General features: G+C 69.0%; 29 protein-coding genes and 1 tRNA gene. 19 read left to right on the forward strand and 11 right to left on the reverse strand.

All coding sequences use genetic code 11. The annotated features are described in order from the left end of the window. The first annotated feature begins 59 nt into the window (after window positions 1-59). Window positions 60-923 carry a peptidylprolyl isomerase gene (locus O5I81_RS07565; protein ID WP_271068339.1) on the forward strand — a complete coding sequence of 288 codons (864 nt, stop codon included), beginning with the start codon at window positions 60-62 and terminating at the stop codon, window positions 921-923. 23 nt (window positions 924-946) lie between these two features. Further along, on the forward strand, window positions 947-1,780 hold the full coding sequence (locus O5I81_RS07570; protein ID WP_271068340.1) for a peptidylprolyl isomerase: 834 nt from the start codon (window positions 947-949) through the stop codon (window positions 1,778-1,780). Window positions 1,781-1,920: 140 nt separating this feature from the next. Here O5I81_RS07570 and O5I81_RS07575 read toward each other — a convergent pair whose 3' ends face one another. Next, the gene (locus O5I81_RS07575; RefSeq protein WP_271068341.1) at window positions 1,921-2,607 is read right to left on the reverse strand and encodes a winged helix-turn-helix domain-containing protein; all 687 of its coding nucleotides are present in this window, start codon (window positions 2,605-2,607) and stop codon (window positions 1,921-1,923) included. 65 nt (window positions 2,608-2,672) lie between these two features. Here O5I81_RS07575 and O5I81_RS07580 point away from each other — a divergent pair, with 65 nt between their 5' ends. The 4 genes from O5I81_RS07580 to O5I81_RS07595 are packed head-to-tail and all read left to right on the forward strand — an operon-like array spanning window position 2,673 to window position 4,397. Next, entirely contained in the window at window positions 2,673-2,981 is a 309-nt protein-coding gene (locus tag O5I81_RS07580; protein WP_271068342.1) for an NIPSNAP family protein, read from the forward strand. Next, on the forward strand, window positions 2,978-3,322 hold the full coding sequence (locus O5I81_RS07585) for an antibiotic biosynthesis monooxygenase (RefSeq protein WP_271068343.1): 345 nt from the start codon (window positions 2,978-2,980) through the stop codon (window positions 3,320-3,322). Before O5I81_RS07580 ends, O5I81_RS07585 begins: the two co-directional genes overlap by 4 nt. A gap of 51 nt (window positions 3,323-3,373) precedes the next feature. After that, complete coding sequence (locus O5I81_RS07590) at window positions 3,374-3,835, forward strand: peptidylprolyl isomerase (RefSeq protein ID WP_271068344.1); 462 nt, start codon at window positions 3,374-3,376, stop codon at window positions 3,833-3,835. A 1-nt stretch (window position 3,836) separates the two neighbouring features. Next, the gene (locus O5I81_RS07595) at window positions 3,837-4,397 is read left to right on the forward strand and encodes a phosphohydrolase (protein WP_271068345.1); all 561 of its coding nucleotides are present in this window, start codon (window positions 3,837-3,839) and stop codon (window positions 4,395-4,397) included. Here O5I81_RS07595 and O5I81_RS07600 read toward each other — a convergent pair. The 4 genes from O5I81_RS07600 to O5I81_RS07615 form a co-directional block, all read right to left on the reverse strand. Then, window positions 4,394-5,377 carry an endonuclease/exonuclease/phosphatase family protein gene (locus O5I81_RS07600; RefSeq protein WP_271068346.1) on the reverse strand — a complete coding sequence of 328 codons (984 nt, stop codon included), beginning with the start codon at window positions 5,375-5,377 and terminating at the stop codon, window positions 4,394-4,396. The two genes, O5I81_RS07595 and O5I81_RS07600, sit on opposite strands and share 4 nt — an antisense overlap. A gap of 79 nt (window positions 5,378-5,456) precedes the next feature. Next, window positions 5,457-6,440 (reverse strand): endonuclease/exonuclease/phosphatase family protein, encoded by a 984-nt coding sequence (locus O5I81_RS07605; RefSeq protein ID WP_271068347.1) that lies wholly within the window; start codon window positions 6,438-6,440, stop codon window positions 5,457-5,459. A gap of 36 nt (window positions 6,441-6,476) precedes the next feature. Further along, window positions 6,477-7,142 (reverse strand): beta/gamma crystallin-related protein, encoded by a 666-nt coding sequence (locus O5I81_RS07610; protein WP_271068348.1) that lies wholly within the window; start codon window positions 7,140-7,142, stop codon window positions 6,477-6,479. Window positions 7,143-7,161: 19 nt separating this feature from the next. Then, the gene (locus O5I81_RS07615) at window positions 7,162-7,776 is read right to left on the reverse strand and encodes a hypothetical protein (RefSeq protein WP_271068349.1); all 615 of its coding nucleotides are present in this window, start codon (window positions 7,774-7,776) and stop codon (window positions 7,162-7,164) included. A gap of 109 nt (window positions 7,777-7,885) precedes the next feature. On the opposite strand from O5I81_RS07615, the gene queA reads away from it, so the two are divergent. Then, window positions 7,886-8,962, forward strand: a complete 1,077-nt coding sequence (gene queA / locus O5I81_RS07620; RefSeq protein WP_271068350.1) for a tRNA preQ1(34) S-adenosylmethionine ribosyltransferase-isomerase QueA — start codon at window positions 7,886-7,888, stop codon at window positions 8,960-8,962. Further along, window positions 8,959-10,080 (forward strand): tRNA guanosine(34) transglycosylase Tgt, encoded by a 1,122-nt coding sequence (gene tgt / locus O5I81_RS07625; RefSeq protein WP_271069005.1) that lies wholly within the window; start codon window positions 8,959-8,961, stop codon window positions 10,078-10,080. The genes queA and tgt overlap by 4 nt, the downstream gene beginning before the upstream one ends. Here the strand turns inward: tgt and O5I81_RS07630 are convergent. Then, a complete protein-coding gene (locus tag O5I81_RS07630) occupies window positions 10,070-10,672 on the reverse strand; it encodes a hypothetical protein (protein ID WP_271068351.1) in 603 nt (200 codons plus the stop codon). The genes tgt and O5I81_RS07630 overlap by 11 nt on opposite strands. 108 nt (window positions 10,673-10,780) lie before the next feature. On the opposite strand from O5I81_RS07630, the gene O5I81_RS07635 reads away from it, so the two are divergent. Then, window positions 10,781-10,855: transfer RNA gene (locus O5I81_RS07635), tRNA-Lys, on the forward strand. A gap of 7 nt (window positions 10,856-10,862) precedes the next feature. Here O5I81_RS07635 and glk read toward each other — a convergent pair. Beyond that, window positions 10,863-11,810, reverse strand: a complete 948-nt coding sequence (gene glk / locus O5I81_RS07640) for a glucokinase (RefSeq protein ID WP_271068352.1) — start codon at window positions 11,808-11,810, stop codon at window positions 10,863-10,865. Between the two features lie 106 nt (window positions 11,811-11,916). On the opposite strand from glk, the gene O5I81_RS07645 reads away from it, so the two are divergent. From O5I81_RS07645 to O5I81_RS07665, 5 genes are all read left to right on the forward strand, one after another. Next, on the forward strand, window positions 11,917-12,714 hold the full coding sequence (locus O5I81_RS07645) for a crotonase/enoyl-CoA hydratase family protein (protein WP_271068353.1): 798 nt from the start codon (window positions 11,917-11,919) through the stop codon (window positions 12,712-12,714). After that, window positions 12,715-13,218 (forward strand): hypothetical protein, encoded by a 504-nt coding sequence (locus O5I81_RS07650; RefSeq protein WP_271068354.1) that lies wholly within the window; start codon window positions 12,715-12,717, stop codon window positions 13,216-13,218. Between the two features lie 2 nt (window positions 13,219-13,220). Continuing rightward, entirely contained in the window at window positions 13,221-13,814 is a 594-nt protein-coding gene (locus tag O5I81_RS07655) for a DUF3052 domain-containing protein (RefSeq protein ID WP_271068355.1), read from the forward strand. A 67-nt stretch (window positions 13,815-13,881) separates the two neighbouring features. Next, complete coding sequence (locus O5I81_RS07660; protein ID WP_271068356.1) at window positions 13,882-14,775, forward strand: DMT family transporter; 894 nt, start codon at window positions 13,882-13,884, stop codon at window positions 14,773-14,775. Next, window positions 14,772-15,503, forward strand: a complete 732-nt coding sequence (locus tag O5I81_RS07665) for an N-acetylmuramoyl-L-alanine amidase (protein ID WP_271068357.1) — start codon at window positions 14,772-14,774, stop codon at window positions 15,501-15,503. The genes O5I81_RS07660 and O5I81_RS07665 overlap by 4 nt, the downstream gene beginning before the upstream one ends. A 47-nt stretch (window positions 15,504-15,550) precedes the next feature. On the opposite strand, the gene O5I81_RS07670 is transcribed toward O5I81_RS07665, so the two are convergent. Genes O5I81_RS07670 through O5I81_RS07685 form a run of 4 tightly spaced genes read right to left on the reverse strand, consistent with a single transcriptional unit; the run spans window position 15,551 to window position 19,685 of the window. Further along, the gene (locus tag O5I81_RS07670; protein ID WP_271068358.1) at window positions 15,551-16,483 is read right to left on the reverse strand and encodes a phytoene/squalene synthase family protein; all 933 of its coding nucleotides are present in this window, start codon (window positions 16,481-16,483) and stop codon (window positions 15,551-15,553) included. Next, window positions 16,480-17,961, reverse strand: coding sequence for a phytoene desaturase (locus O5I81_RS07675; protein ID WP_271068359.1), 1,482 nt, complete (start codon window positions 17,959-17,961; stop codon window positions 16,480-16,482). The genes O5I81_RS07670 and O5I81_RS07675 overlap by 4 nt, the downstream gene beginning before the upstream one ends. Beyond that, window positions 17,958-19,130 carry a lycopene beta-cyclase CrtY gene (crtY, locus tag O5I81_RS07680; protein ID WP_271068360.1) on the reverse strand — a complete coding sequence of 391 codons (1,173 nt, stop codon included), beginning with the start codon at window positions 19,128-19,130 and terminating at the stop codon, window positions 17,958-17,960. Before crtY ends, O5I81_RS07675 begins: the two co-directional genes overlap by 4 nt. Before the next feature lie 39 nt (window positions 19,131-19,169). Further along, window positions 19,170-19,685 carry a GNAT family N-acetyltransferase gene (locus O5I81_RS07685; protein WP_271068361.1) on the reverse strand — a complete coding sequence of 172 codons (516 nt, stop codon included), beginning with the start codon at window positions 19,683-19,685 and terminating at the stop codon, window positions 19,170-19,172. 235 nt (window positions 19,686-19,920) lie between these two features. On the opposite strand from O5I81_RS07685, the gene O5I81_RS07690 reads away from it, so the two are divergent. From O5I81_RS07690 to O5I81_RS07710, 5 genes are all read left to right on the forward strand, one after another. After that, a complete protein-coding gene (locus O5I81_RS07690) occupies window positions 19,921-20,841 on the forward strand; it encodes a histone deacetylase family protein (RefSeq protein WP_271068362.1) in 921 nt (306 codons plus the stop codon). A gap of 73 nt (window positions 20,842-20,914) precedes the next feature. Continuing rightward, window positions 20,915-21,523, forward strand: coding sequence for a histidine phosphatase family protein (locus tag O5I81_RS07695; protein WP_271068363.1), 609 nt, complete (start codon window positions 20,915-20,917; stop codon window positions 21,521-21,523). 121 nt (window positions 21,524-21,644) lie between these two features. Beyond that, complete coding sequence (locus O5I81_RS07700) at window positions 21,645-21,896, forward strand: exodeoxyribonuclease VII small subunit (RefSeq protein WP_271068364.1); 252 nt, start codon at window positions 21,645-21,647, stop codon at window positions 21,894-21,896. Window positions 21,897-21,901: 5 nt separating this feature from the next. Beyond that, entirely contained in the window at window positions 21,902-22,783 is an 882-nt protein-coding gene (locus O5I81_RS07705) for a polyprenyl synthetase family protein (RefSeq protein WP_271069006.1), read from the forward strand. 105 nt (window positions 22,784-22,888) lie between these two features. Continuing rightward, entirely contained in the window at window positions 22,889-25,366 is a 2,478-nt protein-coding gene (locus O5I81_RS07710) for an FG-GAP-like repeat-containing protein (RefSeq protein WP_271068365.1), read from the forward strand. The last annotated feature ends 23 nt before the right edge of the window (window positions 25,367-25,389 follow it).

Genomic DNA, 25,389 nt, shown 5'->3' on the forward strand with positions numbered 1-25,389 from the left:
CGATAAGGCGCTCAATTTCCGCCTTGCGATTGCCTCAACCCCCCGCTACCGCCGGTTCCATGAAATCCGCCCTGATCGCCGCCGTCCTGGCCCTCACCGCCGTTCCCGCCGCCGCCCTGGCCGCGACGCCCGCGCTCGCGCCGACCGACTGGCGCACGCCCAATCCCGACGACATCCTGGTCATCGACACCAGCCAGGGCCGCGTCATCGTCGAGATGGCGCCGGCGCTGGCTCCGGCCCACGTCGAGCGGGTGCGTGAACTGGCCAAACGCCACTTCTATGACGGCCTGGAATTCTTCCGCGTCATCAACGGCTTCATGGCCCAGACCGGCGATCCCAAGAACAACGGCACCGGCAGTTCCGAACTGCCCGACCTCAAGGCCGAGTTCGAGTTCCGGCGCGGCATGAAGGACCCCTTCGTACTCTTCGAGCGGCTGCCGGCCGGCGGCGACACCGGCGTCACCGAGGTCGGCTTCTGGGGCGTCATGCCGGTGCGCACCGCGCCGGGCATGCAGGCCATCGCCTCCAAGGACGGCAAGGTCGGCGGCTGGGGCCTGTTCTGCAAGGGCGGCGTCGGCGCGGCCCGCGGCCAGGACCCCGACAGCGCCAACAGCCAGTTCTTCCTGATGCGCGCCACCTATCCCAGCCTCAACAGCCAGTACACCACCTGGGGCCGGGTGATCAGCGGCCAGGCGGCCGTCGAGGCGATCAAGGCCGGGACCGAGGACGCGCCCGTCGCGCCGCCGCGCGACATCATGAAGACCGTCCGCCTGCTCTCCGACATGCCGGAGAAGGAGCGGCCGAAGATCCAGATCGTCGACACCCGCTCGCCCGGCTTCAAGGCCCTGGTCGAGGCCCAGCGCGCGGCTTCGAAATCGCCGCTGACCATTTGCGACGTCGAGATTCCGGCTAAGGTCGGCTGACAACCAGTTTTGGGGGAGGGGCCATGCGCCGCCTGATTGTTCTGACTGCTGTCTCCGCTCTGGCCGCCACCTCCGCCGCTGCCGCCCCCAAACCCAAGGCGACGGACTGGCGCACGCCCGATCCGGCCAACGTGCTGGTCATCGACACCAGCAAGGGCCGGGTCATCGTCGAGCTGGTTCCCGAGGTCGCCCCCGGCCACGTCGCCCGGCTGACCGAGCTGGCCCACAAGGGTACGTACGACGGCCGCACCTTCTTCCGGGTCATCGACCGCTTCATGGCCCAGACGGGCGATCCCCTGAACACCGGCGAGGGCTCGGTCGAGGGCATCCCCAACCTCAAGGCTGAGTTCACCTACCGCCGCGACCCCGCCAGCGGCTTCGTGCCGGTCGCCGCGCCGCAGGGCACGCAGGTCGGCTTCCTCCTGTCCCTGCCGGTGGTCAGCCAGGACATCAGCTACACGACGATGACCGGCGACAAGAAGGTCTCCGCCTGGGGCACCTATTGCCCGGGCGTGGTCGGCATGGCCCGCGACGAGAACCCCGACAGCGCCAACAGCCAGTTCTTCCTGATGCGCTACGCCTACCCCTCGCTCGACAAACGCTACACCGCCTTCGGCCGGGTGATCAGCGGCCTGGACGCCATCCGCGCCATCAAGACCGGCGAACCGGTCGAGGCCCCGCAGGACGTCATGCAGACCGTCCGCGTCCTCGCCGACATCCCGGAGGCCGAACGCCCGAAGGTGAAGATCATCGACCCCAAAAGCCCCTGGTTCGCCGCCGAGGTGAAGCGGGTGCGCAAGCTGAAGGGCGCGGACTTCTCGGTCTGCGACGTCGAGCTGGCGGTGGAGATCAGCTAGCTGCCGTCATCCCGGGCGCCCCTTGGGGCGACCCGGGACCCAGGGGGGGACGGAGCACGGACCGCCCAGCTTCGGATCGAGGCGCGGTCGCCCCTGGGTCCCGGCTCTTCGCTTCGCTACGGCCGGGATGACGGAGGAGTTCAGGCGGTCAACCCGAACGCTTCCCCAAACCCCGCCCGGCCCACGGCCGTAAACGTCACCACCCGGCTGTCCGGCTCCCGCCGCGCCCAGCCGAGCTCATAGAACCGCTCCAGCAACCCGGCGCCCAGCCCTCCGGCCAGGTGCCGCCGCCGGACGCTCCAGTCGAGACAGGCCTTGCAGACCGGCCGCCGCCCCGGCTTCAGCGCCGCCGGTTCGACACCGAAGTCCTCGGCGAAACGGGCGCCGGCCCCGGTCAAGGCCAGCGCCTCGCCGTCCTCGGCGATACGGCCGTCTGCGATCATCGCGTCCAGCATCCTCACCCCGAGGTCGCCGGCCAGGTGATCGTAGCAGACCCGGGCCTCGCGCAAGGCCGGCTCCCGGGGGCCGGTGCGGATGCGGTGATGTCCGGCCCGGTCGGCCAGGCCCATCAGCCCCTCCAGGACTTGGGCGACATCGGGGCCGGACAGGGCATGGTAGCTGTGGCGGCCCTGTCTGTGGGTCCGGGTCAGCCCGCCCGCCTGCAGCTTGGCCAGGTGCGAACTGGCCGTCTGCGGACTGACTCCCGCATGCCGCGCCAGCTCACCGGCGGTCAGCGCCGGTCCCGCCAGCAGGGCGGTCAGCATGTTGGCCCGGGCCGGATCGCCCAGCAGGGCGGCGACGCGGGCGATATCGGGACCGACTTTCATGGTTCGACGCTAATCGTAACGTCGCGGCGGATCAACCGGCTATTCCCAACGCAAAGGAGCCGCCCATGTCCATCGTCTGTCACATCCGCTACGTCATCGACCCCTTCCAGACCGCCGCCTTCGAGGCCTATTCGCGAAACTGGCTGAGCATCATCCCGGCCTGCGGCGGCGACCTGATCGGCTATTTCATGCCGCACGAGGGGACCAACACCGTCGCCCACGCCATGATCCGCTTTGACAGCCTGGCCGCCTACGAGGCCTACCGCGCCCGCCTGAAGGCCGACGCGGTCGGCGCCGCCAACTTCCAGATGGCCATGGACCGGCGCTTCATCCTCTCCGAGGAGCGCACCTTCCTGCGTCAGGTCGAGGCATGATCGCCGTCATCTTCGAGGTTTTGCCGGCCCCGGATGGTCGCCAGCCCTATCTCGACCGCGCCGCGGCGCTGGCCTCGCTGCTGGCCGGCATCGACGGCTTCCTCTCCATCGAGCGGTTCGAGAGCCTGACCCACCCCGGCAAGCTGCTGTCCCTGTCCTTCTGGCGCGACGAGGCCGCCATCGCCGCCTGGCGCAATCTCGAGGCCCATCGCGTCGCCCAGGACGCCGGTCGCGGCGGCCTGTTCGCCGGCTATCGCCTGCGCATCGCCTCCGTCATCCGCGACTATGGTCTGGACGATCGGGAACAGGCCCCGATCGACAGCCGTTCCCGTCACGGCTAGCCGGGCCGCCCCTGAGGCTCTAGAAGGCCCCAAACCCAATAGGAGCCCCCCATGGCTGACGACAACACCCTGATCCTGACCCTCGACACCGGCAAGGTGACCATCCGCCTGCGCCCCGACCTGGCCCCCGGCCACGTCGAACGGATCAAGGAACTGGCCAACGAAGGCTTCTACGACGGCGTCGTCTTCCACCGCGTCATTCCCGGCTTCATGGCCCAGGGCGGCGACCCGACCGGCAGCGGCATGGGCGGCTCCGAGAAGCCCGACCTGAAGGCCGAATTCAGCAAGACCCCGCACCTGCGCGGCGTCTGCTCGATGGCCCGCTCGTCCAACCCCAACTCGGCCAACAGCCAGTTCTTCATCTGCTTCGACGACGCCACCTTCCTCGACGGCCAGTACACCGTCTGGGGTGAAGTCACCGACGGCATGGACGCGGTCGACGCCCTGCCCAAGGGCGAGCCGCCGCGCACCCCGGGCAAGATCGTCACCGCCCGCGTCGGCGCCGACGCCTAGAGTGACCCCGGCCCTCGAGGCGGCTTACGCAGAGCCGCACCGGCGCTATCACAGCCGCGCTCACATCGAGGCCTGCCTGGAGGAGTTGGCAGCGGTTCCCGGTCTTTCCGACCATGACCGCCGCCTGCTCACCTGGGCCCTTTGGTGGCATGACGCCATCTACGATCCCACCCGCGGCGACAACGAGGAGGCCAGCGCGCAGCTGGCCCGCCGCGACCTGCCGTCGCTGGGCGCGACGCCGGCCGAGGTGGACGAGGTTGTTCGCCTGGTCCTGCTGACCAAGGGCCACAGCGTCGAGGCCGACGACCGCCTCGGCGCCCTGATGGTGTCGATCGACCTGTCGGTGCTCGGCGGCGATCCAGAGGCCTACGACGCCTACGCCGCCGGCGTCCGCCACGAGTACGCCCATGTGCCCGAACCCGCCTTCCGGGCCGGCCGCGCGCGGGTCATGCGCCATTTCCTCGAAGCGCCGATGCTCTACGCCGACCCGGCCTTTCGCGCCCGCTTGGAAGAGGCGGCCCGCGCCAACATCGCCCGCGAAATCGCTGGCCTCGAAGCCTAGCGGCTCAAAACCACCACGACGGGATAGTGGTCCGACCCGAGTTTCGGACCGCGCTCGACGCTGACGGTTTTCCAGGCGCTGCCGGCATAGACATGGTCGATGGGCAGGAAGGGGACCGGAAACCCGACCTGATAGCGGCTGAACGACGCCGCCGGCCAGGTGGCCAGGGCCCGGGTCCGCCGGGCCAGGCCGAACAGGCGATCCTGGCGGCGAAGGGAGAAGGACCAGGGGGTCGAGTTGAAATCCCCCGCCACGATGGTGCTGTCGGCGGGCAGGCTGTGAATCGCCTTGGCCAAGTCGCGGGTCATCTCCTGCTGCGGTCCGGCCGGGTAGGGCCAGATGTAGTGGGCGCCGATGACGCTGAACTCGCCGGCGGCCGTCCGCCACGTGACCCGGACGGCGGGCAACGGATCGCCCGCGCTGGCGGCGCCAAGGCCCTCCCGGCTCACCGGCTCGCGCCGCGACAGGATCATGACCGGGCAGGGGTCGGGCTCGGCGCAGGAGGTCTGGTAGGGGAAGTCGTCTGCCAGGGCCCGGGCGACGCCGCCGGCCTCACCGAAGGCTTCCTCGAGGACGACGACATCAGCCTTCTGGGCCCGGATCCAGGCGACGGAGCCCTCGGGATCGGTGTTGCGGCCCCAGAGGTTGAACTGGACCAGCTTCAGGGTCTCGCGGCCCGCCGTCGGTTGGGGCCCGGCCGACCGGACAAGCTCGGGAAGGATCAACCCGCCGGCCAGAAGCACGGCGACGGCGCCGGCGATCGGCGTCGCCGTCTTCACGTCTCGCCCGCCCGTGGCGAACCACAGCAACAGACCTGCCAGCCCCAGGGCCAACCAGTAGGGCGCGAAGTGGGTCAGGGCGTCGAGACTATCGTTGAGCCAGCCCGCCGTCGCCGCCAGAGCCGCCACGGCGCCGACGCCCGCCATGGCCGTGGCGGTCAACCGGAGCAGGACGACGAGTGTGGCGATCAATCGGGGCACGGTCCTGCCATAGCATCGGGCCCGGCTGCGGCGAGGCCTGAACCGGTGCAGGTCTGGTGAAAGTCCGGCGTAGTCGGCTCTAGCGCTTCAGAATCACCACGACGGGATAGTGGTCCGAGCCCAGCCGCGGTCCCCGTTTCACGCTGACCGTCTTCCACGCCTTGCCGGCGTAGACCTGGTCGATGGCCAGCAGCGGGAAGGGGGGCTCGATCTTGTAGCGGGTGATCGGCGCGGCCGGCCAGGTGGCCTGGCCGCGTGTGCGGCGCTCCATGCCGATGGCCGCGTCCAGCCGGCGCAGGCTGAACGACCAGGGGGTGGAGTTGAAATCGCCGCCGACGATGGCGTTGTCGGCGTCGATCCCGTCCAGAACCTTCAGGAAGCGCTTCGACTGCTGCTGCTGCGGACCGGCCGGGATCGGCCAGGTGTAGTGGATGGCGAAGACGTCGAACGCGCCCTTGGCGCCGGCGAACCGTGCATGGGCGGCCGGCAGGTTGGCGTCGGAGACGCCGCCGCCGAGGCCGTTGCGCCGCACCGGCTTCTTCTTCGACAGGATCATCGTCGAACACGGCAGCGGATCGGCGCAGGTGACGGCGTAGGGGTAGCGTTCACGCAGCAGCCGGGCGGCGCCGCCATGGACCTCGTAGCCCTCGACAATGGTGACGATGTCGGGATCCTGCTCCAGCACCCAACGGGCCGAGGCCTCCGGATTGCTGTTGTTTTCCCAGAGGTTGAACTGCACCAGCTTGAGGGTCTCGCCCTCGGCCGGCGCCTTGTCGCCCTTGGCGCGGGTCAGCTCGGGCAGCATCAGCGCCCCCGACGCCAGCACCGCCACGGCCGCCGCGATCGGCGTCAGCCGCATCAGGCTGCGCCCGCCGCCGATCACCCAGACGATCAGCCCGACCATGCCGAGCGTCAGCCAGATGGGCGTGAAATGGGTGAGGACATCCAGCCGGTCGCTGAACCGGCCGCCATTGGCCAGCACGGCGGCCAGGGCGGCGCCTGCGGCAAGGCCGAAGCCGGCCAGACGAACCAGAAAGGCGAGGGCGCGAAGCACAGCGGTCATGATCTGGCCGATAGCATCGCGCCCCCTCTTCAAGACTTAACGCAGCTTGCGGATCGAGCTGACCCGGTCGTTGAGATTATAGACCTTCAACTGCGGCGTATCGGCGGTGATTACCTTGCAGTCGCCGCCGAAGTTCGGCGCCGAGCACAGTTCCCAGCGGCCCGAGACGACCCGCACCGAGGTGATCATCTCGTCGAGGCCCGAGCCGTACATGTCCGGCACGCTGCCGCGGATCTGCAGGCTGGAGCCCTTGTAGTCGGGGTTCTCGAAGACGATCAGGCCGACCGGCCCGTTGCCGCCACCATTCCAGCCGCCGCCGGAGCCGCCGCCCCAACCGCCGCCACCGCCACCGGGACCGCCAGGGCCGCCGCCCCAGCCGCCGCCGCCGCCACCCGGACCACCCGGTCCGCCGCCGCCACCCCAGCCCTCACAGCGCAGGTAGCCGTTGTAGTTGGCGATGCGGCCGTTGCAGCTGCGCACCGAGATGGAGGTGCTCTGCAGGTTCTGGCGGTTGTCCAGGCAACGGGCGGTGAGGGTGCCGTACTGGACGGTGATGTCGCGGCAGCTGCGCTGGTAGCTGCCGTCCGGCACCGGATCGTAGGCGCCGCCGGTGTTCCAGCCGCCGCCGCCCTGGGCGAAAGCCGCCGCCCCGCCGAGACCGACAACCAGGGCGGCCGCGGCCGCGATGTGCGTTGTTTTCATTGGACTTCCCCTGTTGAACTCATTCGCCGGCAAAGAAGGTGAAGCGGGCATTCTCAATCCGGGTCTGGCCGACCTGCAAGGTCCCCGTCAGCACCGGCGCCTCGCTGGCCCCCTGGGCCTTGGCGTCGGCCATGGCGGCCGGGTCGAAGGCGCCCTCGAAGGTGACGGGCCCCAGCCTGGGATCATTGCCCGCGAAGCGCAGGGTCTTGCCGTCGGTGGCGTAGCCGCTGGGCAGCACCCGGATGCTGACCTCATGGGCCTCGCCGCCGATCTCGTTGGGCTTCAGCGGGCTGGTGGTGTCGTCGAACTCCAGCAGGATGGGGCCGAAGGTCGAGGTGCGGTCGCCCTGTTCCCAGGCGGCGAAATCGCTGATCGCCCCGACCCCGATGGTCTTCAGCTGCCAGGCGCCGACGCGGATGTCGCGGGTCGGCATATAGTAGCCGGCATTGTCGAAATTGCCGGTGTGGGCAAAGCCGGTGACCTTGGGCCTGGCCGCGTCGGGCGCGTGAACCTGGGCCGCCGGCGCGGCCGGGGCGGGCGCAGGCGCGGGCGCCGGCTTGCTGTCCTGGCGGTTGCAGGCGCTCAAGCCGAGGGTCGCGGTCGCGGCGCATAGCGCCAAGGTGATGATACGCATCGTCGCTCTCGCAAACCCCAGTCCCGACAAGGGATCATGCGCCGCGGACCCTGTCAGTGTCCACCGGCAACGCTTGACGCGGGAGCCCCAAAGCCGCATCCGCCGCGGCATGCTCGTCAGTGACTTCGACTTCGATCTGCCGGAAGACCTCATCGCCCTTCGCCCCGCCAGCCCGCGCGAGTCGGCGAAGCTGCTGGTGGTGCGCCCGCAACAGGGGCTGGAGGATCTGACCGTCGGCGACCTGCCCTCGCTGCTGCAGCCCGGCGACGCCCTGGTCTTCAACGACACCCGCGTCATCCCCGCCCGCCTGTTCGGCGTGCGCCGCCGCGAGGAGACCGAAGTCCGCGTCGAGGCCATCCTGCACCGCCGCGTCTCGCCCAACCGCTGGACCGCCTTCGCGCGGCCCGGCAAGCGGCTGAAGGTCGGCGACCGCATCCTGTTCGGCGACAAGCATGACCGCGCCTACGCCTTGACCACCATTGCGGCCGATGTCGTTGAAAAGGGGGAGGGCGGTGAACTGACCCTCGCCTTCGAACTCAGCGGCGTCGATCTCGACCTCGCCGTGGCCGGGGTCGGCGAGATGCCCCTGCCGCCCTATATCGCCGCCAAGCGTGCCGAGGACGAACGGGACCGCACCGACTACCAGACCGTCTACGCCCGCGAGGACGGCTCGGTCGCCGCTCCGACCGCCGGCCTGCACTTCACGCCGGAACTGCTCAAAGCCATCGCCGACCGCGGCGTCTCCAGCCACTTCGTCACCCTGCACGTCGGGGCCGGCACCTTCCTGCCGGTGAAGACCGACGTGGTCGCCGAACACAGGATGCACCCCGAATTCGGCGTGGTGACGCCGGAAGTCGCGACCGCCCTCAACGCCGTGCGCGCCGCCGGTGGCCGCATCGTCTGCGTCGGCACCACCTCCCTGCGCCTGCTGGAAAGCGCCGCGACCGAGGACGGCCTGCTGCAGCCCTTCGCCGACGAGACGGCCATCTTCATTACCCCGGGCTACGCTTTTCGCGCCGCCGACGTGCTGATGACCAACTTCCATCTGCCGAAATCGACGCTGTTCATGCTGGTCAGCGCCTTCGCCGGCCAGGAAACCATGAGGACCGCCTACGCCCACGCCATCGCCACGGGCTACCGCTTCTATTCCTACGGCGACTCATCCCTGCTAATGCGCGCCGCCTGATGACCTTCCCCTTCGAGATCAGCGCCACCGACGGCGCGGCCCGCACCGGCGTGCTGAAGACCCCGCGCGGCGACATCCGCACCCCCGCCTTCATGCCGGTCGGCACCGCCGCCACGGTCAAGGCGCTGACCGTCGATCAGGTCAAGGAAAGCGGCGCCGACATCCTGCTTGGCAACACCTACCACCTGATGCTGCGCCCGACGGCCGAGCGGGTGCGGCGGCTGGGCGGCCTTCACGAATTCATGCGCTGGGACAAACCCATCCTCACCGACAGCGGCGGCTTCCAGGTGATGAGCCTGTCGAACATCGCCAAGGTGAAGGAGGAGGCCGTCACCTTCGCCAGCCACATCGACGGCTCCAAACACGTCCTGTCGCCGGAACGCTCCATCGAGATCCAGGCCGATCTGCTCGGCTCCGACATCGTCATGCAGCTCGACGAATGCGTCAGCTGGCCGGCCGAGGAGGATCGCGCCCGCGACGCTATGCAGCTGTCGGCCCGCTGGGGCCAGCGCAGCAAGGCCGCCTTCGGCACGCGCGACAGCCAGGTATTGTTCGGCATCCAGCAGGGCAGCACCTTCGAGGCCCTGCGCCGCGAAAGCTCCGAGCGGCTGATCGACACCGGCTATGACGGTTACGCCATCGGCGGCCTGGCGGTCGGCGAGGGCCATGCCGCCATGTGCGAGGTCCTCGACTACGCCCCGGGCCTGCTGCCCGCCGACCGCCCGCGCTACCTGATGGGCGTCGGCAAGCCGATCGACATCGTCGAGGCGGTGGCGCGCGGGGTCGACATGTTCGACTGCGTCCTGCCGACCCGCTCGGGCCGCCACGGCCAGGCCTGGACCTGGGACGGACCGATCAATCTGAAGAACGCCCGCTTCGCCGAGGACGACAGCCCGATCGATCCGGACATCGCCGGCCCGGCCGGGACAGCCTATTCGCGGGCCTATCTGCATCATCTGGTGAAGGCCGACGAAATCCTCGGCCAGGTCCTGCTCAGCTGGCACAACATCGCCTTCTTCCAGCTGTTGACCGCGACTCTGCGCACGGTCATCGCCGAAGGCCGCCTCGACCAGTTCCGCCGCGACTTCGCCGCGCGGCAGAGCAAGCCTACTTCCTGATCGGATACTGCGGGGTCGAGGGATCGCGCAGCTTGATCGGCGGCCCGGTGTAGGGTGTCGGCGCGGCCGGCGGTTTGCAGCCCTTGGCCAGGCCAATGCCCTTCAGATAGCCCCGCCGGATGCCGCCGGCGGTGATCGCCGAGCGCACCAGCTTGTCGTGCCGCTCGGCCCCGGTCAGCTTCCGCACCCAGCCGCGATAGGGGATGATGTCCTGCGCCATGCCGACCACCTCGCGCATGGCCTCGTCGGTGACGAACTCGCGGCTGTCGGCGATCAGGCCGCGGTCGGCCTTGGTCGGCTTGGGCTGGTCCATGTCGGGGCCCAGCGCCTCGTCCAGGGGAACGAGCACCGCGGCGATCTCCTTGCAGCTCATCGGATAGGGCTTGGCGTAGGGATCGGCGAGGGAGTCGAGCAGCACCTGCGGGATCTTGGTCCGCAACAGGTTGATGTCGCGCAGCGGCGAGGAGGCGGCGCCGGCCAGGCTGCCCTTGTTGACCTGGTCTGTGGTCCGCACCCGCCCGGGAGCCGGCGGCGGAGTGGTGGCGCAGGCGGCCAGCAGGACAATCAGGGGCAGGGTGAGGAGGGCGCGCATGGCCGCAATTCATATCCTTCAGAAACCGTCCCGCAAGCGCTTGCTCCCTCGAACGGGCGCCACTATGGTCCGCGCCGCTTCGGACCCCCTTATTCGGTGTCTTCAAGCGGGCCGGTAGCTCAGTGGTAGAGCATTCGACTTTTAATCGAATGGTCGTGGGTTCGACCCCCACCCGGCCTACCAACTTCTTCTACGCGTTGATCCGCGCCGCCGCCGCTCCAAGGAGGGCGGCGTAAGGCTGCAGGATGGCCTTGGTCGGGATGGCGGCGCAGTAGTCGCGGAAGCGGCCCTTGTCCTCGAAGCCTTCCCGGAACTCACCGGCCCGCAGCCGCGGCATCATCTTGCCGGCGATGCCACCGCCCAGATAGACGCCGCCGAAGGCGCCGAAGGCCAGGGCGAAGTCGCCGGCCGCCGCGCCGTAGATGCGGCAGAAGCGCTTGAGCGTCTGGTCGGCGAGGTTGTCGCCACGGTCGGCGCGGTCCTGGATCTCTTCGGGTTTGAGGTCATCGACCTTGTGGCCGCCGGCCTCTGCCAGGGCTTGGTAGAGATTGACCAGCCCCGGCCCCGAGAGGATGCGCTCGAGCGAGACTCGGCCGAAGCGGGCGGTGAGGATCTTCAGGACCTCGATCTCGACCGCGTCGGTCGGAGCGAAAGCGATGTGTCCGCCTTCGGTGACGGCGACGGCGTCGCCCAGTCTGTCGCGAACCAGGGCCCCGACGCCCAGACCTGTGCCGGCGCCGATGATGGCGATGGTGCTTTTCGGCGCGCCGGCGACGCCGCCGATGTCGCCGAGATCCTCGTCGGTCAGCAGATCGACCGACAGGGCCACGGCCTCATAGTCGTTGAGCAGGCGGGCGGCCTGGAAGCCGTGGCCGCGCAGGCCGGCTTCCGACATGTCCCAGGGGGCGTTGGTCAGTTCGGCCTGGCCGTCCTTGACCGTACCGGCGACGGCGATCACCGCCTGGGTCGGCTTGCGGTCGGTCCCCTGCAGATAGCGGTAAATGGCGTCTTCCAGGGTCGCATGGTCGGCGACCTTGAAGGCTTGAGGGGCGACCACCTCCTTGGCGGGGTGCTGGATGTCGAAGATGGCGAACCGACAGTTGGTGCCGCCGACATCGCCGACGAGGCGCAGGGTCATGGGCTTGGGTCCTCCGACAACTCACTCTGGTGGCCCATGGCTTAGGCGGATTGGCGGCGCAAGGCGAGGCGGCTATGGATTGTCCAAATCACAAAGGGACTCCGCCATGAGCATCATCACCACCGAAAAGCGCGGCCACATCGCCATCCTGACCCTCAACCGGCCGGAGTCGATGAACGCCCTGGGCGCGGCCGGTGACGGCGATCAGGTGCAGGCGGCCTGCGCGGCGATCAACGCCGACCAGGACATCCGCTGCGTGGTCCTGACCGGGGCCGGCCGGGCCTTCTCCGCCGGCGGCGACGTCAAGGCGATGAAGTCGCGCGAAGGGGCGTTCGGCGGCTCGGGCGTGGCCATCCGCGAGAACTACCGCAACAACATCCACCGCATCGTCCGCTCGGTGTACGGGCTGGAAGTGCCGTCGATCGCGGCGGTCAACGGCGCCGCCATCGGCCTCGGCTGCGACGTGGCCTGCATGACCGACATCCGCATCGCGGCGAGCAACGCCAAGTTCGGGGTCACCTTCCTGAAGCTCGGCCTGATCCCCGGCGACGGCGGCGCCTGGCTGTTGCCGCGCACCATCGGCATGAGCCGCGCCGCCGAACTGCTGTTCACCGGCGACGTCATCGACGCCGCCACGGCCGAGCGGTGGGGCCTGGTCAGCCAGGTGGTCGAGCCCGAGGTGCTGATGGCCGCCGCCATCGCCATGGCCGAGAAGATCGCCCAGCAACCGCCGCACAGCCTGCGCCTCGGCAAGTCGCTGCTCAAGCACGGCCAGTCGACCAGCTATGACACCCTGATGGAGATGAGCGCCGCCGCCCAGGCGATCAGCCACCTGACCGAGGACCATATGGAAGGCGTCACCGCCCTGCTCGAAAAGCGGCCGGCGGTGTTCAAGGGGCAGTAGGTGAGGGCGGTCCTGGCCCTGATGGCGGTATTGATGGTGGCCGGGTGTGAGAAGCCCGCCGCCAGGCCGTCGCCTCCATCAGCGGTGGGGCCGGCCCCTCTGGAGAACCTACGCTGGCGAATGGACTACAGTCAGTCCCGAAGCCTCGCCGCCTTCTATGCGCCGTCCGAGTCCGACAACCTCTTCTATCGGCTCGAGTGCTCGAAGAACCGGGTTACGGTGCTCATCTATATGGAGCCGGTTCCCCTCGACACGATGCCGCCCTTCCTGGAACTGGCCTTGAAGGGACCGGACGGCCAGATCGTCGCCTTCGCGCGGGGGCGGTCACGGGCGACGAATGAGGGATGGGCCGCCGATGTCACCTTGCTCGACCCCTTCTTCGCCTTGGCCGATGAGCAGCCTGGCCTGCAGGTGAAGGTTGGCGTTCCCGCGGATCCCAATCCCCATTGGACCAACGCCAACGATGTCGTGCGGGATGTGCTGATGGACTGTTCTCAGAGATAGCGATGGGCAAGGACGCCTCCGATATCCCCGCGACCTTCGCCGACGGCCCGGACACCGGCCGCCTGCAATGGGAAGCGCCGAAGCTGCTGTTCCGGGGTGCGACCCGGCGGGTGTTCGAGGGGCCGGCGCTGAGTGGCATCCAGGCCGAGGCCGGCGACCTGGTGCTGGCCGACGGCAGCCGCTTCACGCTCGGCGAACCCTTCGCCGGCCGCTGGGCCGAGGCCATCGCCAATCCGCCCGGACGGCTGGACAAGCTGGGGGTCAAGCCGGGGATGCGGGTGGCGGTGCTGGATGTCGCCGATCCCGACTTCCTGGGCGAGCTTGCTCAAAGAACACAACCGATGAACGAGTTCAGCGAACTCGACATCCTGTTCTGGGGCGCCGACAGCGTCGCCGACATGGTTCGCATCCCGGAGCTCATCCCCATGCTGGCCCCCCGGGGCGCCCTGTGGATCGTCTCGCGAAAGGGCAAGGCGGCGACCATCAAGGACATCGAGGTCATGGCCGGCGCCAAGGCGCATGGCCTGGTCGATAACAAGGTCTGTTCCTTCTCCGACACCCACACGGCGCTGCGCTTCACCCGCCGCAAGGCTTGAAGGATTTTCGGCGCCGGCGCCGTGCAAGGGTGGCTTTCCCCTGGGTCCCCGGGCTAGACCCGGGGACATGGGACTTCGCGACTTCTTCCTGCTGATGGCGATGTGCCTGATCTGGGCCTCCAACAACATCGTCAGCAAGATCGTGGTCAGCGACATGATGGTGCCGCCGCTGTTCTACGCGGCCGTGCGTTTCGCCATCGTCGCCGCCCTGACCCTGCCCTGGCTGTTGCCGGCGCCCCGGCCCCTGTGGCGGATGATCATCATCGCCCAGCTGATCGGCGGCCTGAACTTTGCCCTGATCTTCATCGGTTTCCAGACCGCCAGCCCCTCGGCCGCCTCGATCATCGTCCAGCTCGGCGTGCCGATGACGACGGTCCTGTCGATGCTCATGCTCGGCGAGAAGGTGCGCTGGCGCCGGGGCCTCGGCATGGCCCTGACCCTGGCCGGCGCCGTGCTGGTCATGTGGCATCCGGCCGGCCTGTCGCTCAGCCTCGGCCTGTGGCTGATTGCCGGGGCGGCGCTGGCCGGCTCGCTGGGCGCGGTGATGATGAAGCAGATGGAGGGGGTGAAGCCCCTGCAGTTCCAGGCCTGGGTCGGGTTCTCGGCCATCTGGCCGCTGTTCGGCATGACCGCCGTCTTCGAGCACGGTCAGATCGCCACGGCGCTGCACGCCGGCTGGCCCTTCCTGGCGGCGGTGCTCTATTCGGCGCTGATCGTCTCGATCATCGCCCACACCGTCTACTACCACCTGATCCAGAAGTACGAGGCGACCCTGATCTCGCCGCTGACTCTGATGACGCCGCTGGCGACCATCGTCATGGGCGTGCTGATCACCAAGGACTACTTCGACCTGCGCATGGGCATCGGCGCGGCCCTGGCCCTGCTCGGGGTCTTGATCGTGGCGCTTAGACCCAATCATGTGATGCCTCTGCTCATGGCCATCCGGAACCGGGCCCAATGACCCTCGATGTGATCCCCGCGCCGTCGCCCAACTTCGACGCCCGCACCGCGCCGCCGGACATGATCGTCATGCACTACACCGGCATGAAGAGCGGCGAGGAAGCGCTGGCTCGCTTGCGTGATCCTGACGCGCGCGTTTCGAGCCACTATCTGGTCGAGGAAGACGGCCGCATCTTCTCCCTGGTGGCCGAGGAGCGCCGGGCCTGGCACGCTGGCCGCGGCAGCTGGCGGGGGGAGACCAACTGCAACGCCGTCTCGGTCGGCATCGAGATTGTCAATCCGGGCCATGAGTTCGGCTACCGGCCGTTCCCGGAAACCCAGATCGCCGCCGTCATCGCCCTGACGAGCGACATTCGCGACCGCTGGCAGGTGCCCAACAACCGCATCATCGGCCACTCCGACCTGGCCCCGGCCCGCAAGCAGGATCCGGGCGAGCTGTTCCCTTGGAAGCGCCTCGCCGAGGCCGGCCATGGCCTGTGGGCCGAGGCCGATCCGGCTCCCGGTGATCCGCTGGCGGAGGGGGCCGAGGGTGTGGGCGTGTTCGCCCTGCAGGCCGGCCTGACCCGGCTGGGCTACGACTGCGCCCCGTCAGGCCAGTTCGACCAGAATACCCGCGAGGTGGTCATGGCCTTCCAGCGCCACTGGGTGCAGAGCCGCTTCGACGGCGTCGCCGACGGCCTGACCCGGGCCCGGCTGATGGCGGTGATCCGGGCGGCGGCGGCTCAATAACACCCGTCATCCCGGCTCGGCCTGCGGCCGTCCGGGACGACGGTGAATCAAATTCGCGACCACAGCGGCGGCCGCACCGGCGGTTCGCGCCAGCGGTCGAAGGTCTTGCCGCGCAGGGCCATCAGCCCCCCCTGCAGCGCAAGGACGACCTTCGTAGCCTTGCTGGTCGAGGTGCGCGTATCCCAGGCCTTCGGCCCGCGCTCGACAACCTTGACCCCGATCTCCCGATAGACCCGGTTGGCGGCGGCGACGGCCCAGGCCGAGCGGAAGGGCAGGGCGCGCAGGCCCCAGCGGGCGCTCTCATAGTAGGGCTCGGCCGCCTCGATCAGGCTGTAGGCGAGTGCGGCGACGGCCTCGCGATGGCGCGGCTCGGCCAGGTCCTCGCGCGGTACGTCGGCCTCGGTCAGCCAGGCGTCGGGCAGGTAGACGCGGCCGTTCTGGGCGTCCTCGACGATGTCGCGGGCGATGTTGGTCAGCTGGAAGGCCAGTCCCAGGTCCTGGGCCCGGCGCAGGGTGGCGAGGTCATCGGGCTTCACCCCCATGACCAGGGCCATCATCACCCCGACCGCGCCGGCCACATGCCAGCAGTATTTCAGGGTGTCCTCGAAGGTCGCATAGCGGACCTCGGAGACGTCCATGGCAAAGCCGTCGATCAGCTCGATGGCCCAGGCCTCGGGGATGCCCCGGCGCAGGGCGACCTGCTGGAAGGCGGCGAAAGCCGGGTCCGACTGCGGCTCTCCGGCCAGCGACGAACGGGTCTTTGCATAGAGTTCTTCGAGGGTTGCGCGGACCTGCTCAGGCGAAACGACAACCCGGTCGTGACCCAGCGTCTGGCCGTCGATGACGTCGTCGCAGTGACGGCACCAGGCGTAGAGCATCTCGGCATCGACGCGGGTTTCGCGGTCGAACAGGGCGGCGGCGGCGGCGAAACTCTGGCTGCCCTGCTGGATGGCCTCGCGGCTGGTCGCCTCGATGCTCAAGCCAGATCCTCGTTCATGAGGCCGGCGGTGGCCTTGGCCGAGCCAACCACGCCGGGGATGCCGGCCCCCGGGTGCGTGCCCGCCCCGACGAAGTAGAGGTTGGGAATGCGGTCGTCGCGGTTGTGGGTGCGGAAGAAGGCGCTCTGGGTGAGGATGGGCTCGAGGCTGAAGGCGGAGCCCAGGTGGGCGTTGAGTTCGCCTTTGAAGTCTGCCGGGCTGAAGATGCGCTGCACGGTCAGGTCGCGGCGCAGGTTCGGGATGTAGCGGGCCTCCAGGTAGTCGAGGATGCTGTCGGCATAGGCCGGACCTTCCTTGGCCCAGTCGATGTCGGCGGTGCCCAGGTGCGGCACCGGCGAGAGGACGTAGTGGGTGCTGCCGCCGGGAGGGGCCATGCCCGGGTCGGTGGCGCAAGGGGAGTGAAGATAGAGCGAGAAGTCGTTGGCGAGGTTGTTCTTCGTGTAAATCTCGTCGATCAGGCCCTTGTAGCGGTGGCCGAAACAGATGGTGTGGTGACGCAGCTGCGGCTGCTCCGCCTTCAGGCCGAAGTGGACGACGAACAGGCTGGGGCTGAAACGCTTGCGCTTGACCGCCGTGGCGGCCTGGCGACCGCGCGGATCGTCCTTCAGCAGGTGCTCGTAGGTGTGGACGATGTCGGCGTTGGAGGCGACGGCGTCGAAGGCCTCGGGACCGGCGTCGGTGACCACACCGGTGGTGCGGCCGTTACTGGTGGTGATCTGGCGCACCGGCGACGACAGGCGAAGCTGGCCGCCGAGATCCTGGAACAGCCGGGCCAGGGCGTTGATCAGCTCGCCGGTGCCGCCGCGCGGGAACCAGACGCCGCCGCGCCGTTCCAGCGCATGGATCAGGGCGTAGATGGAGGAGGTGGCGAACGGGCTGCCGCCGACCAGCAGGGTGTGGAACGACAGGGCTTGGCGCAGGTGCTCGTCCTGCACGAAGCCGCAGACCTTGGCGTAGACGCTGCGCCAGGCCTGCAGCTTCATCAACTGCGGCGCGGCAGTGATCATGCTCTTGAAGTCGAGGAAGGGCACGTGGCCGAGCTTGACATAGCCTTCCTGGAACAGCTCCTCGCTGTACTTCAGGAAACGCTGGTAACCCGCGACGTCGGCAGGGTTTCTGGCCGCGATCTGCCGATCCAGTTCCGCCTGGTTGTTGACGTAGTCGAAGGTGTCCCCGTCCTCCCAGCACAGCCGGTAGAAGGGATCGACGCTGATCAGTTCGAGGTAGTCGGACAGTTTGCGGCCGGAGAGGGCGAACAGCTCTTCCAGGCAGGCCGGGTCGGTGATGACCGTCGGGCCGGCGTCGAAGGTGTGACCCTCTTCCTTCCAGACGTAGGCGCGGCCGCCGGGCTTGTCGCGGCCCTCGTAGAGGGTGACGGCATGGCCGGCCGACTGCAGGCGCACGGCCAGCGCCAGCCCCCCGAAGCCCGATCCGATGACCGCAACGCGTTTCTGGGTCATCGGGGAAGGTCTCCAAGAACTGAGGATTCGGCCATCACCTTTATGGCGGCGCCGATGGGCACCGGCGGCTTGCCGGTCAGGATGCGGGCCTTGTCGGCCAGAGTCGGCCGGGCGGCGTAGAAGCGTTCCACCAGCGGCTGGCGCAGGCGATAGAAGCGGCCGAGCACGCGATAGCGCAGCTCCGGCGCGCAGGCGCGAAACAGCATGCGGTTGAGCAGGCGGAAGAAGCCGCGCTGCTCCCAACTGGTCATCGAACGCTGCCGCACGGCGGCCCGGACGGCGGCGGTGTCGAGCCGGGGCAGGACGGCGATCTCGTCGGCCAGACGGGCGGCGTCGGGCAGGCTGTAGCCGGTCACCGGATGGAACAGGGCGGCGCGCAGGCCGACGCTGACGGCGCTGCCCGACCGGTCCCACCAAGCGGCGATGTCGCCCCCCAGGGCGATGGGCAGGACGCCGTCCTCCTGGCGGATGATAGAGGCGATCGACCAGCCCTGCTGCTCGGCATAGGCGCCAATGTCGGCCCGCAGGCTCTCCTTGTCGAGCGCCTCGCCGTCGCTGTAGCGGGTGTCCTCGATCAGCAGCCGGGTCGGCGACAGGGGCAGGGTGTAGAGGAAGCGATAGCCGTCGAGCTGATCGACCGTCGCGTCCATGACGATGGGACCTGCGAGATCGTGGGGACGGCTCAGCTCGACCTCCAGGCCGACAAACTTCTGCCAGCCGAGCACCAGCGGACCGCTGGTCGGGCCCCGGGCGTCGATGATCAGCGGTGCGGTCAGGGTCGTGCCGTCGGCCAGCATGGCGATGCTGGCCTCCAGGTCGGCGACAGGCGCGTTCAGCCGCACGGCGGCGCCCAGTTCGCGCATCACATGGTCGGCGAAGCGGCTGGAGGCGATGGAGAGATAGGGGGTGGTCAGCCGCCGCTCGTAGCCCGGGAAGCGGACGCTGTAGCCGGCCCAGCGGTGACTGATCATCGGGGTCAGCCAGTCGCGAATTTCCGCGGTCAGGTCGCTCTCGAAGCAGGACCAGGTGTGAACGCCGCCCAGCACGGGGCCGGCTTCCAGCACCAGGATATCGAGGCTGGGCCGGAAGGCGCGCAGGCGCAACGCGATAAGGCCGCCGGCAAGACCGCCGCCGGCGATGATCACGTCATGGTCGAAGGCGCGTCCCATGACGGCGGATGTAGCACGCCGCGCCCGCCGGAACAGGGATCAGCCGCGCCGCAGGATGAATTCCTCGTCCATCGTCTTGCCGACCGGGAAGATATAGTCGCCGACCCGCTCGAAACCGAGACGCCCATACAGCCGTTGCGCCCCATGGTTTTCCGACCAGACCCCGATCCACAGAGTGCGGGGGCCATCGCGTTCCAGCCAGGCCAGGACGGTGTCCAGGAGACGCCGACCGAGGCCGCCGCCCTGGTGCGCCTTGAACAGATAAAGTCGGTAGAGTTCGCCGTCGGCCGGCCTGGCCTCGTCGTGCGGCAGGCCGCAGGGACCGGCCGAGGCATAGCCGACCACCTGGCCCTCCTGTTCGACCAGCCAGCTGGCCTTGGCCGGATCTGCAAGATCGGCCCGCGTGCGTTCCAGGCCATAGGCGTAGGCGAGAAAGGCCGACAGGTCCTCGGGCGGATAGAGGTGGCCGAAGGTCTCGCTGAAGGTTTCGGCCCCGATGCGGGAGAGGGCTTCGGCGTCGGCCGGGCCGGCGCGGCGGATGGTGGGGTCGCTCATGAATCGCTCAATAGTGCGCCTGCGCCGGGAGGACGAGCCCCCCAATTTCCGTAATCCCGGCCGTAGCGCGAAGCGCGGAGCGCCGGGACCCAGGGGCGACCGCGCCGTCGGTCGCGGCGGCGGTCATCGCGCCTTGCCACCCCCTGGGTCCCGGATCGCCCATGCGGGGCGTCCGGGATGACGGTGTTGGGGTTGTGAGTTGGCGAGCGGGGCGGCGGGCCGCTACCATCGCCTCATGACCCTCGCCTGTTACACCCATCCCGACATGCTCGATCACCACCCGGGCGAAAGCCATGCCGAGCGCTCCGAGCGCCTGACCGCCGTGATCGATGCGCTGGATGACCATGCCGGTCTCGACCTTAACCGGCAGGAAGCGCCGCAGGCGTCGATCGCCGACCTGCGCCTGGTGCATCCGCAAGCCTACATCGACGCCATGCTGGCCGCCGCGCCGCGCGAAGGCATCGTCCGCCTGGACGAAGACACCTTCCTGTCGCCCGGCAGTATCGTCGCGGCCCGCCGCGCGGCCGGCGCTCCGATCGAGGCGGTGCGGGCCGTCGCCCGGGGCGAGACCCAGCGGGCCTTCTGCGCGGTGCGCCCGCCGGGGCATCACGCCGAGCCGGAGACGGCGATGGGCTTCTGCGTCTTCTCCAACGTCGCCATCGCGGCCCGCGCGGCGCAGGCGGCCGGCCTCGCCCGGGTGGCGGTCGTCGATTTCGACGTCCACCACGGCAACGGCACCCAGGCGGTGTTCGAGAGCGACCCCAGCCTGTTCTTCGCCTCCATCCACCAGTCGCCGCTCTACCCCGGCACCGGCGATCCGTCGGAGACGGGGGTCGGCAACATCGTCAACGGCGTGGTCGCGCCGATGGCCCCGCGCGAGCAATGGCGGGCGACCTTCGAGCAGCTGATGGGCCATGTCGACGCCTTCGCCCCCGACCTTGTGATCATCTCGGCCGGCTTCGACGCCCATGCCCGCGATCCGCTGGCCCAGCAGCTTCTGGAGGCCGAGGACTACGCCTGGGCGACCCGCGCCGTGGTCGCCGTGGCGAACGGGCGGGCCCGGGGGCGGGTTGTCTCCTCCCTCGAGGGCGGTTACGACCTAGAGGCGTTGGGGCGTTCGGCCCTGGCGCATGTGCAGGCGTTGCAGGACGCATGACGGTGCGCCGGGGGGCCGCGTCATGCGGGAACCGACCCCCAAGGCCCGGTTTTCGTTTCGTATGGCAGACGCTGTGACCGCCGATATCGCGCCCGCCACCGCTGTCCGCAAGGGCGGCTCGGTGACGCTCGTGCGCCACGGCGAGCCGGCGCAGTCGCGCCGGGTGCGGTTGAACGCCGACGAGTATCGCGCCTGGTGGGCCGGCTATGAGGTCAAGGGCATCAAGCCCGGCCAGACGCCCCCCGAGCAGTTGAAGGTCGTCGCCCAGGACGCCGACGTGATCATCGCCTCGATCCGCCCCCGTTCAATCGAGACCACCAACGCCATCTGCGGCGGCAAGGCGTTCGCCCAGGACCCCCTGTTCGTCGAGGCCCCGCTGCCGCCGCCGAAGTGGCCGTCCTGGCTGCGCCTGTCGCCGAAGATCTGGGGCTTTCTGGCGCGGGTGAACTGGGTGCTGACCGACAAGCACGACGAGGTCGAGACCCACCGTCAGGCCGAGCAACGCGCCGCCGAGGCCGCCCGCATGGTCGGGGCCATGGCCGACCAGGGCCAGGACGTGCTGATCGTCGCCCACGGCTACTTCAACCAGCGGGTCGGCGCGGCCCTGCGCCGCCAGGGCTGGCAATGTGTGGAGGACCAGGGCTTCCGCTACTGGTGCGCCCGGAAGTTCGTGCGGGGCTAACAGAAATGTGTGCCCTCTAGCGCTCAACGCAATTTGACCGCTCGCCCCTCGTTCACCACGAAGGCCCGTTGCCCGCCGGGATGCGCCTCTCTAGGGTTGGCGAATTCTCCCGGAAGACGAAATGACCAACGCCGCCGACCCCGCCGCCATTGAGGCCCTGAGTTTTGAAGCCGCCCTGCAGGAGCTGGAACGCATCGTCCAGACCCTGGAGTCGGGCCAGGCCCCGCTGGAGGAATCGATCAGCGTCTATGAGCGCGGCGCCCTGCTGAAGGCCCACTGCGAGAAGAAGCTGGAAGCCGCGCGCCTGCGCGTCGAGAAGGTGGTGCTGGCCCAAGGGACGCCGACCGGCGTCGAGCCGGCCGAGTTCGGTTGATGAGCATGACCCTCGACCGCCGGATCGCCGAGGCGGCCGATCTTGTCACCGTGGCGCTGGACGCGCTGCTGCCCCGCGCCGATGGGCCCGAAGGTCGGCTGACCGAGGCGATGCGCTATGCGGCCCTGGGCCCCGGCAAGCGGCTGCGGCCCTTTTTCGCGCTGGAAACCGGCAAGATGTTCGACCTGCCCGAGCGGCCGGTCCTGCGGGCCGCCTGCGCGCTGGAATGCATCCACGCCTACAGCCTGGTGCATGACGACCTGCCCTGCATGGACGACGACGACATGCGCCGGGGCCGGCCGACCGTGCATATCGAATACGACCAGGCCACCGCCGTGCTGGTCGGCGATGCGCTGCAAAGCGCGGCCTTCGAGATCATGGCCCACCCCGACACCCACGCCGACGGCAACGTTCGCGCCGAACTGGTGCGCAAGCTGGCCCATGCCTCCGGCGCGCAGGGCATGTGCGGCGGCCAGATGATCGACATCCTCGGTGTCCGCGAGGACCTCGGCGGCGTGGCCCGCATGCAGCGGCTGAAGACCGGCGCCCTGATCGCCTACGCGTTCGAAATCCCCCTGGTCATGGCCCATGCCCAGGAGGGAGAACGCCACGCCCTGATGGGCTTCGCCCAGGATCTCGGCCTCGCCTACCAGATCGTCGATGACGTGCTCGACGCCGAAGGCGACCCGAACCTGCTCGGCAAGGCGGCCGGCGGCAAGGACGCGGCCAAGGGCAAGGCCAACTACGTCACCCTGCTGGGCCTCGATGCGGCCAAGGAGCGGGTCGAACTGCTGGCCGAACAGACGCGGGCGCACCTCGACGGGTTTGGCGAGCGGGCCAGCGTCCTGCGCGAGTCGGTCGATTTCGTGCTCGGGCGCAGAAATTAAGCCGAACCTTGGTCGACTAGCGGACTTAAATTTCACCCTAAAGTGGGTAGTATCCTTCGCGGAGCAGGCTCCGGACATCACCGCCGGCCGCCCGGGGGAGATGTCATGAGCTATCCGGCGATCATCAATCTGGCGACCATCGATCCTGACACCGGCTTTCAGGTGGACGGCCTCGGCGCCAGCAACTTCTTCGGCTGGTCGGCGGCGTCGGTCGGCGACTACAACGGCGACGGGATAGACGACTTCGTCGTTTCCGCCCGCGGCGTCGGCGGCAACGCCGGTGCGGCCTATGTCGTGTTCGGCCAGTCCGGCGGCTTTGCCTCCGGTATCGACCTCTCCACCCTGGACGGAACCAACGGCTTCAGCATCCAGGGACAGACCGGCTACTTCCTGGGCTGGTCGGTGGCCGGCGGCGGCGACGTCAATGGCGATGGCCGCGATGACCTGATCGTCTCCGGGGTCGGGGGGGCGCCGAACGGAACCTTCTCCGGCTATTCCTATGTCCTCTACGGCGGCGCGACGCCCAACGGCGGGCAGTTCACCCTGGCCGATTTCGACGGGACAAACGGCTTCCGGCTGGTCGGCGCGCAGGCCCAGAGCTTTGGCGGCTGGGCCGTTGATATCGGCGGCGATTTCAACGGCGATGGCTACGACGACCTGGTCGTCACCGGCTATGCGGCCGACTTCAACGGGAGCAACTCCGGCGCCGTCTGGGTGGTCTACGGGCGCGGCTCGGACCTTCCGGCCGACATCAATCTGTCTGACCTTAACGGCAGCAACGGCTTCCGTGTCCTCGGATCGGCCGCCGGCGATAACCTCGGCTTCGACGTCTCCATGGTCGGGGACGTCAACGGCGACGGCTATGACGACCTACTGATCGGCGCCCCGGGGCCCAACGCGGCCTATGTCGTCTTCGGGACCGGCGCGGCCTTGGGGGCCAGCATCGGCGTCGCGGGGCTGAACGGGACCAATGGCTTCGCCCTGGTCGGTGGGGCGTCCTTCGACAGACTGGGCTCCTCGGTCACCGCCGCCGGCGACATCAACGGCGACGGCTATGCCGACATCGTGGTCGGGGCCTACGCCTCGGATCTCAACGGAAGCAGCGCCGGCGACACCTATGTCGTCTTCGGCAAGGCTTCTGGCTTCGCGGCCTCAATCAACATTTCCACTCTGGACGGGACCAACGGGTTCAGGATCGGTGGCGTCGCCTTCGGCGACAGCAGCGGGCGCGAACTTCAGTACGTCGGCGACATCAACGGCGACGGCTTCAGCGACCTGATCATCGGCGCCTCGCGCGCCGACCCGAACGGCGGCGATTCGGGCGCCTCCTACGTCATCTTCGGCAAGGCCTCGGGCTTTGGCGCGCTCTTCAACCTGGCTTCGATTGACGGGACCAACGGCTTCCGACTGCACGGGGCGACAGCCAACGACCGCAGCGGCCTGGCGCTCGCGTCCCTCGGCGACATCAACGGCGATGGCCTGGACGACTTCTTCGTCGGCGCGCCCTACGCCGACGCCGGCGGCAGCAACGCCGGCGCCGCCTACATCGTCTTCGGCCAGGCCGACGTGCGCAACTTCTTCGGCACCGCCGCCAACGAGACCTTCAACGGCGGCGCGCTGGCCGACCTGATCGTGGGGTTCGGCGGCAAGGACATCCTGCGCGGCCTCGGCGGCGACGACGAGATCATCGGCGGCGACGGCAACGACCAGTTGTTCGGCGGCGCGGGCGGCGATTCGCTCAGCGGCGGGGCCGGCAACGACACGCTGGACGGTGGCGAGGGCGACGATGTGCTGTTCGACGCCCTCGGCTCCAACAAGTTGTATGGCGGGGATGGCGCCGACGCCTTGACCGGTGGTTCCGGCGCGGACCAGATCGACGGCGGCGCCGGCGATGACACCCTGACCGGCAACGGCGGCAACGACACCCTGGACGGCGGAACAGGGCTCAACTCCCTGGCGGGCGGCGCTGGCAACGACGTCTACTATGTGCGCACGGCCGGCGACAGCGTCGCCGAAGCGGCGGGGCAGGGCATCGACACAGTCCGCGCCTCGCTCAGTTTCGTCCTGCCGGAGAACTTCGAGACCCTCGAGTTGCAGGGAAGCGGCGACTTCAGCGGCACGGGCAGCGTCGACGGCAACACGCTGAAGGGCAACGACGGCGCGAACCTGCTGTCCGGAATGGCCGGGGCGGACAAGCTGTTCGGGGGCCTCGGCGACGACGTCCTGGTTGGCGGCACGGGCCGGGACCAGCTGACCGGCGGCGGTGGCGCCGACACCTTCGCGGTGCTGCAGGAAAGCGTCAGCCTGCCGGTGCTGGAGATCGACAGCATTCTTGACTACCAGACCGGCCTCGACCGGCTCGACCTCGGCGCCATCGACGCCAACAGCGCCCTGGCCGGCGACCAGGCCTTCCAGATCAGCTTCAACGGCCTGACCAGGACGGCCGGACAGGCCTACGTCTTCTACACGGCGGCCAACAACACCTCGACGTTGAGGCTCGACGTCAACGGCGACGGCAAGGCCGACTACCAGCTGACGATCAATGGGGATGTGAGGGCCGATACGGGCGGTTGGCTGTTGTAACCGGCCGTCTGCACGCGGAATTC

The sequence above is a fragment of the Caulobacter sp. NIBR1757 genome, assembly GCF_027912495.1.
In the GTDB taxonomy this organism is placed as follows: domain Bacteria; phylum Pseudomonadota; class Alphaproteobacteria; order Caulobacterales; family Caulobacteraceae; genus Caulobacter.

Coding starts and splice junctions, on each gene's coding strand:
- O5I81_RS07630 (WP_271068351.1), bottom strand. CDS start 10,672: ATGCGCGCCCTCCTCACCCTGCCCCTGATTGTCCTGCTGGCCGCCTGC.
- O5I81_RS07645 (WP_271068353.1), top strand. CDS start 11,917: ATGAGCATCATCACCACCGAAAAGCGCGGCCACATCGCCATCCTGACC.
- O5I81_RS07580 (WP_271068342.1), top strand. CDS start 2,673: ATGTCCATCGTCTGTCACATCCGCTACGTCATCGACCCCTTCCAGACC.
- queA (WP_271068350.1), top strand. CDS start 7,886: ATGCTCGTCAGTGACTTCGACTTCGATCTGCCGGAAGACCTCATCGCC.
- O5I81_RS07615 (WP_271068349.1), bottom strand. CDS start 7,776: ATGCGTATCATCACCTTGGCGCTATGCGCCGCGACCGCGACCCTCGGC.
- O5I81_RS07570 (WP_271068340.1), top strand. CDS start 947: ATGCGCCGCCTGATTGTTCTGACTGCTGTCTCCGCTCTGGCCGCCACC.
- O5I81_RS07675 (WP_271068359.1), bottom strand. CDS start 17,961: ATGACCCAGAAACGCGTTGCGGTCATCGGATCGGGCTTCGGGGGGCTG.
- crtY (WP_271068360.1), bottom strand. CDS start 19,130: ATGGGACGCGCCTTCGACCATGACGTGATCATCGCCGGCGGCGGTCTT.
- O5I81_RS07665 (WP_271068357.1), top strand. CDS start 14,772: ATGACCCTCGATGTGATCCCCGCGCCGTCGCCCAACTTCGACGCCCGC.
- O5I81_RS07610 (WP_271068348.1), bottom strand. CDS start 7,142: ATGAAAACAACGCACATCGCGGCCGCGGCCGCCCTGGTTGTCGGTCTC.
- O5I81_RS07655 (WP_271068355.1), top strand. CDS start 13,221: ATGGGCAAGGACGCCTCCGATATCCCCGCGACCTTCGCCGACGGCCCG.
- O5I81_RS07565 (WP_271068339.1), top strand. CDS start 60: ATGAAATCCGCCCTGATCGCCGCCGTCCTGGCCCTCACCGCCGTTCCC.
- O5I81_RS07585 (WP_271068343.1), top strand. CDS start 2,978: ATGATCGCCGTCATCTTCGAGGTTTTGCCGGCCCCGGATGGTCGCCAG.
- O5I81_RS07705 (WP_271069006.1), top strand. CDS start 21,902: ATGACCCTCGACCGCCGGATCGCCGAGGCGGCCGATCTTGTCACCGTG.
- O5I81_RS07575 (WP_271068341.1), bottom strand. CDS start 2,607: ATGAAAGTCGGTCCCGATATCGCCCGCGTCGCCGCCCTGCTGGGCGAT.
- O5I81_RS07685 (WP_271068361.1), bottom strand. CDS start 19,685: ATGAGCGACCCCACCATCCGCCGCGCCGGCCCGGCCGACGCCGAAGCC.
- glk (WP_271068352.1), bottom strand. CDS start 11,810: ATGACCCTGCGCCTCGTCGGCGATGTCGGCGGCACCAACTGTCGGTTC.
- O5I81_RS07660 (WP_271068356.1), top strand. CDS start 13,882: ATGGGACTTCGCGACTTCTTCCTGCTGATGGCGATGTGCCTGATCTGG.
- O5I81_RS07590 (WP_271068344.1), top strand. CDS start 3,374: ATGGCTGACGACAACACCCTGATCCTGACCCTCGACACCGGCAAGGTG.
- O5I81_RS07700 (WP_271068364.1), top strand. CDS start 21,645: ATGACCAACGCCGCCGACCCCGCCGCCATTGAGGCCCTGAGTTTTGAA.
- O5I81_RS07690 (WP_271068362.1), top strand. CDS start 19,921: ATGACCCTCGCCTGTTACACCCATCCCGACATGCTCGATCACCACCCG.
- O5I81_RS07605 (WP_271068347.1), bottom strand. CDS start 6,440: ATGACCGCTGTGCTTCGCGCCCTCGCCTTTCTGGTTCGTCTGGCCGGC.
- O5I81_RS07710 (WP_271068365.1), top strand. CDS start 22,889: ATGAGCTATCCGGCGATCATCAATCTGGCGACCATCGATCCTGACACC.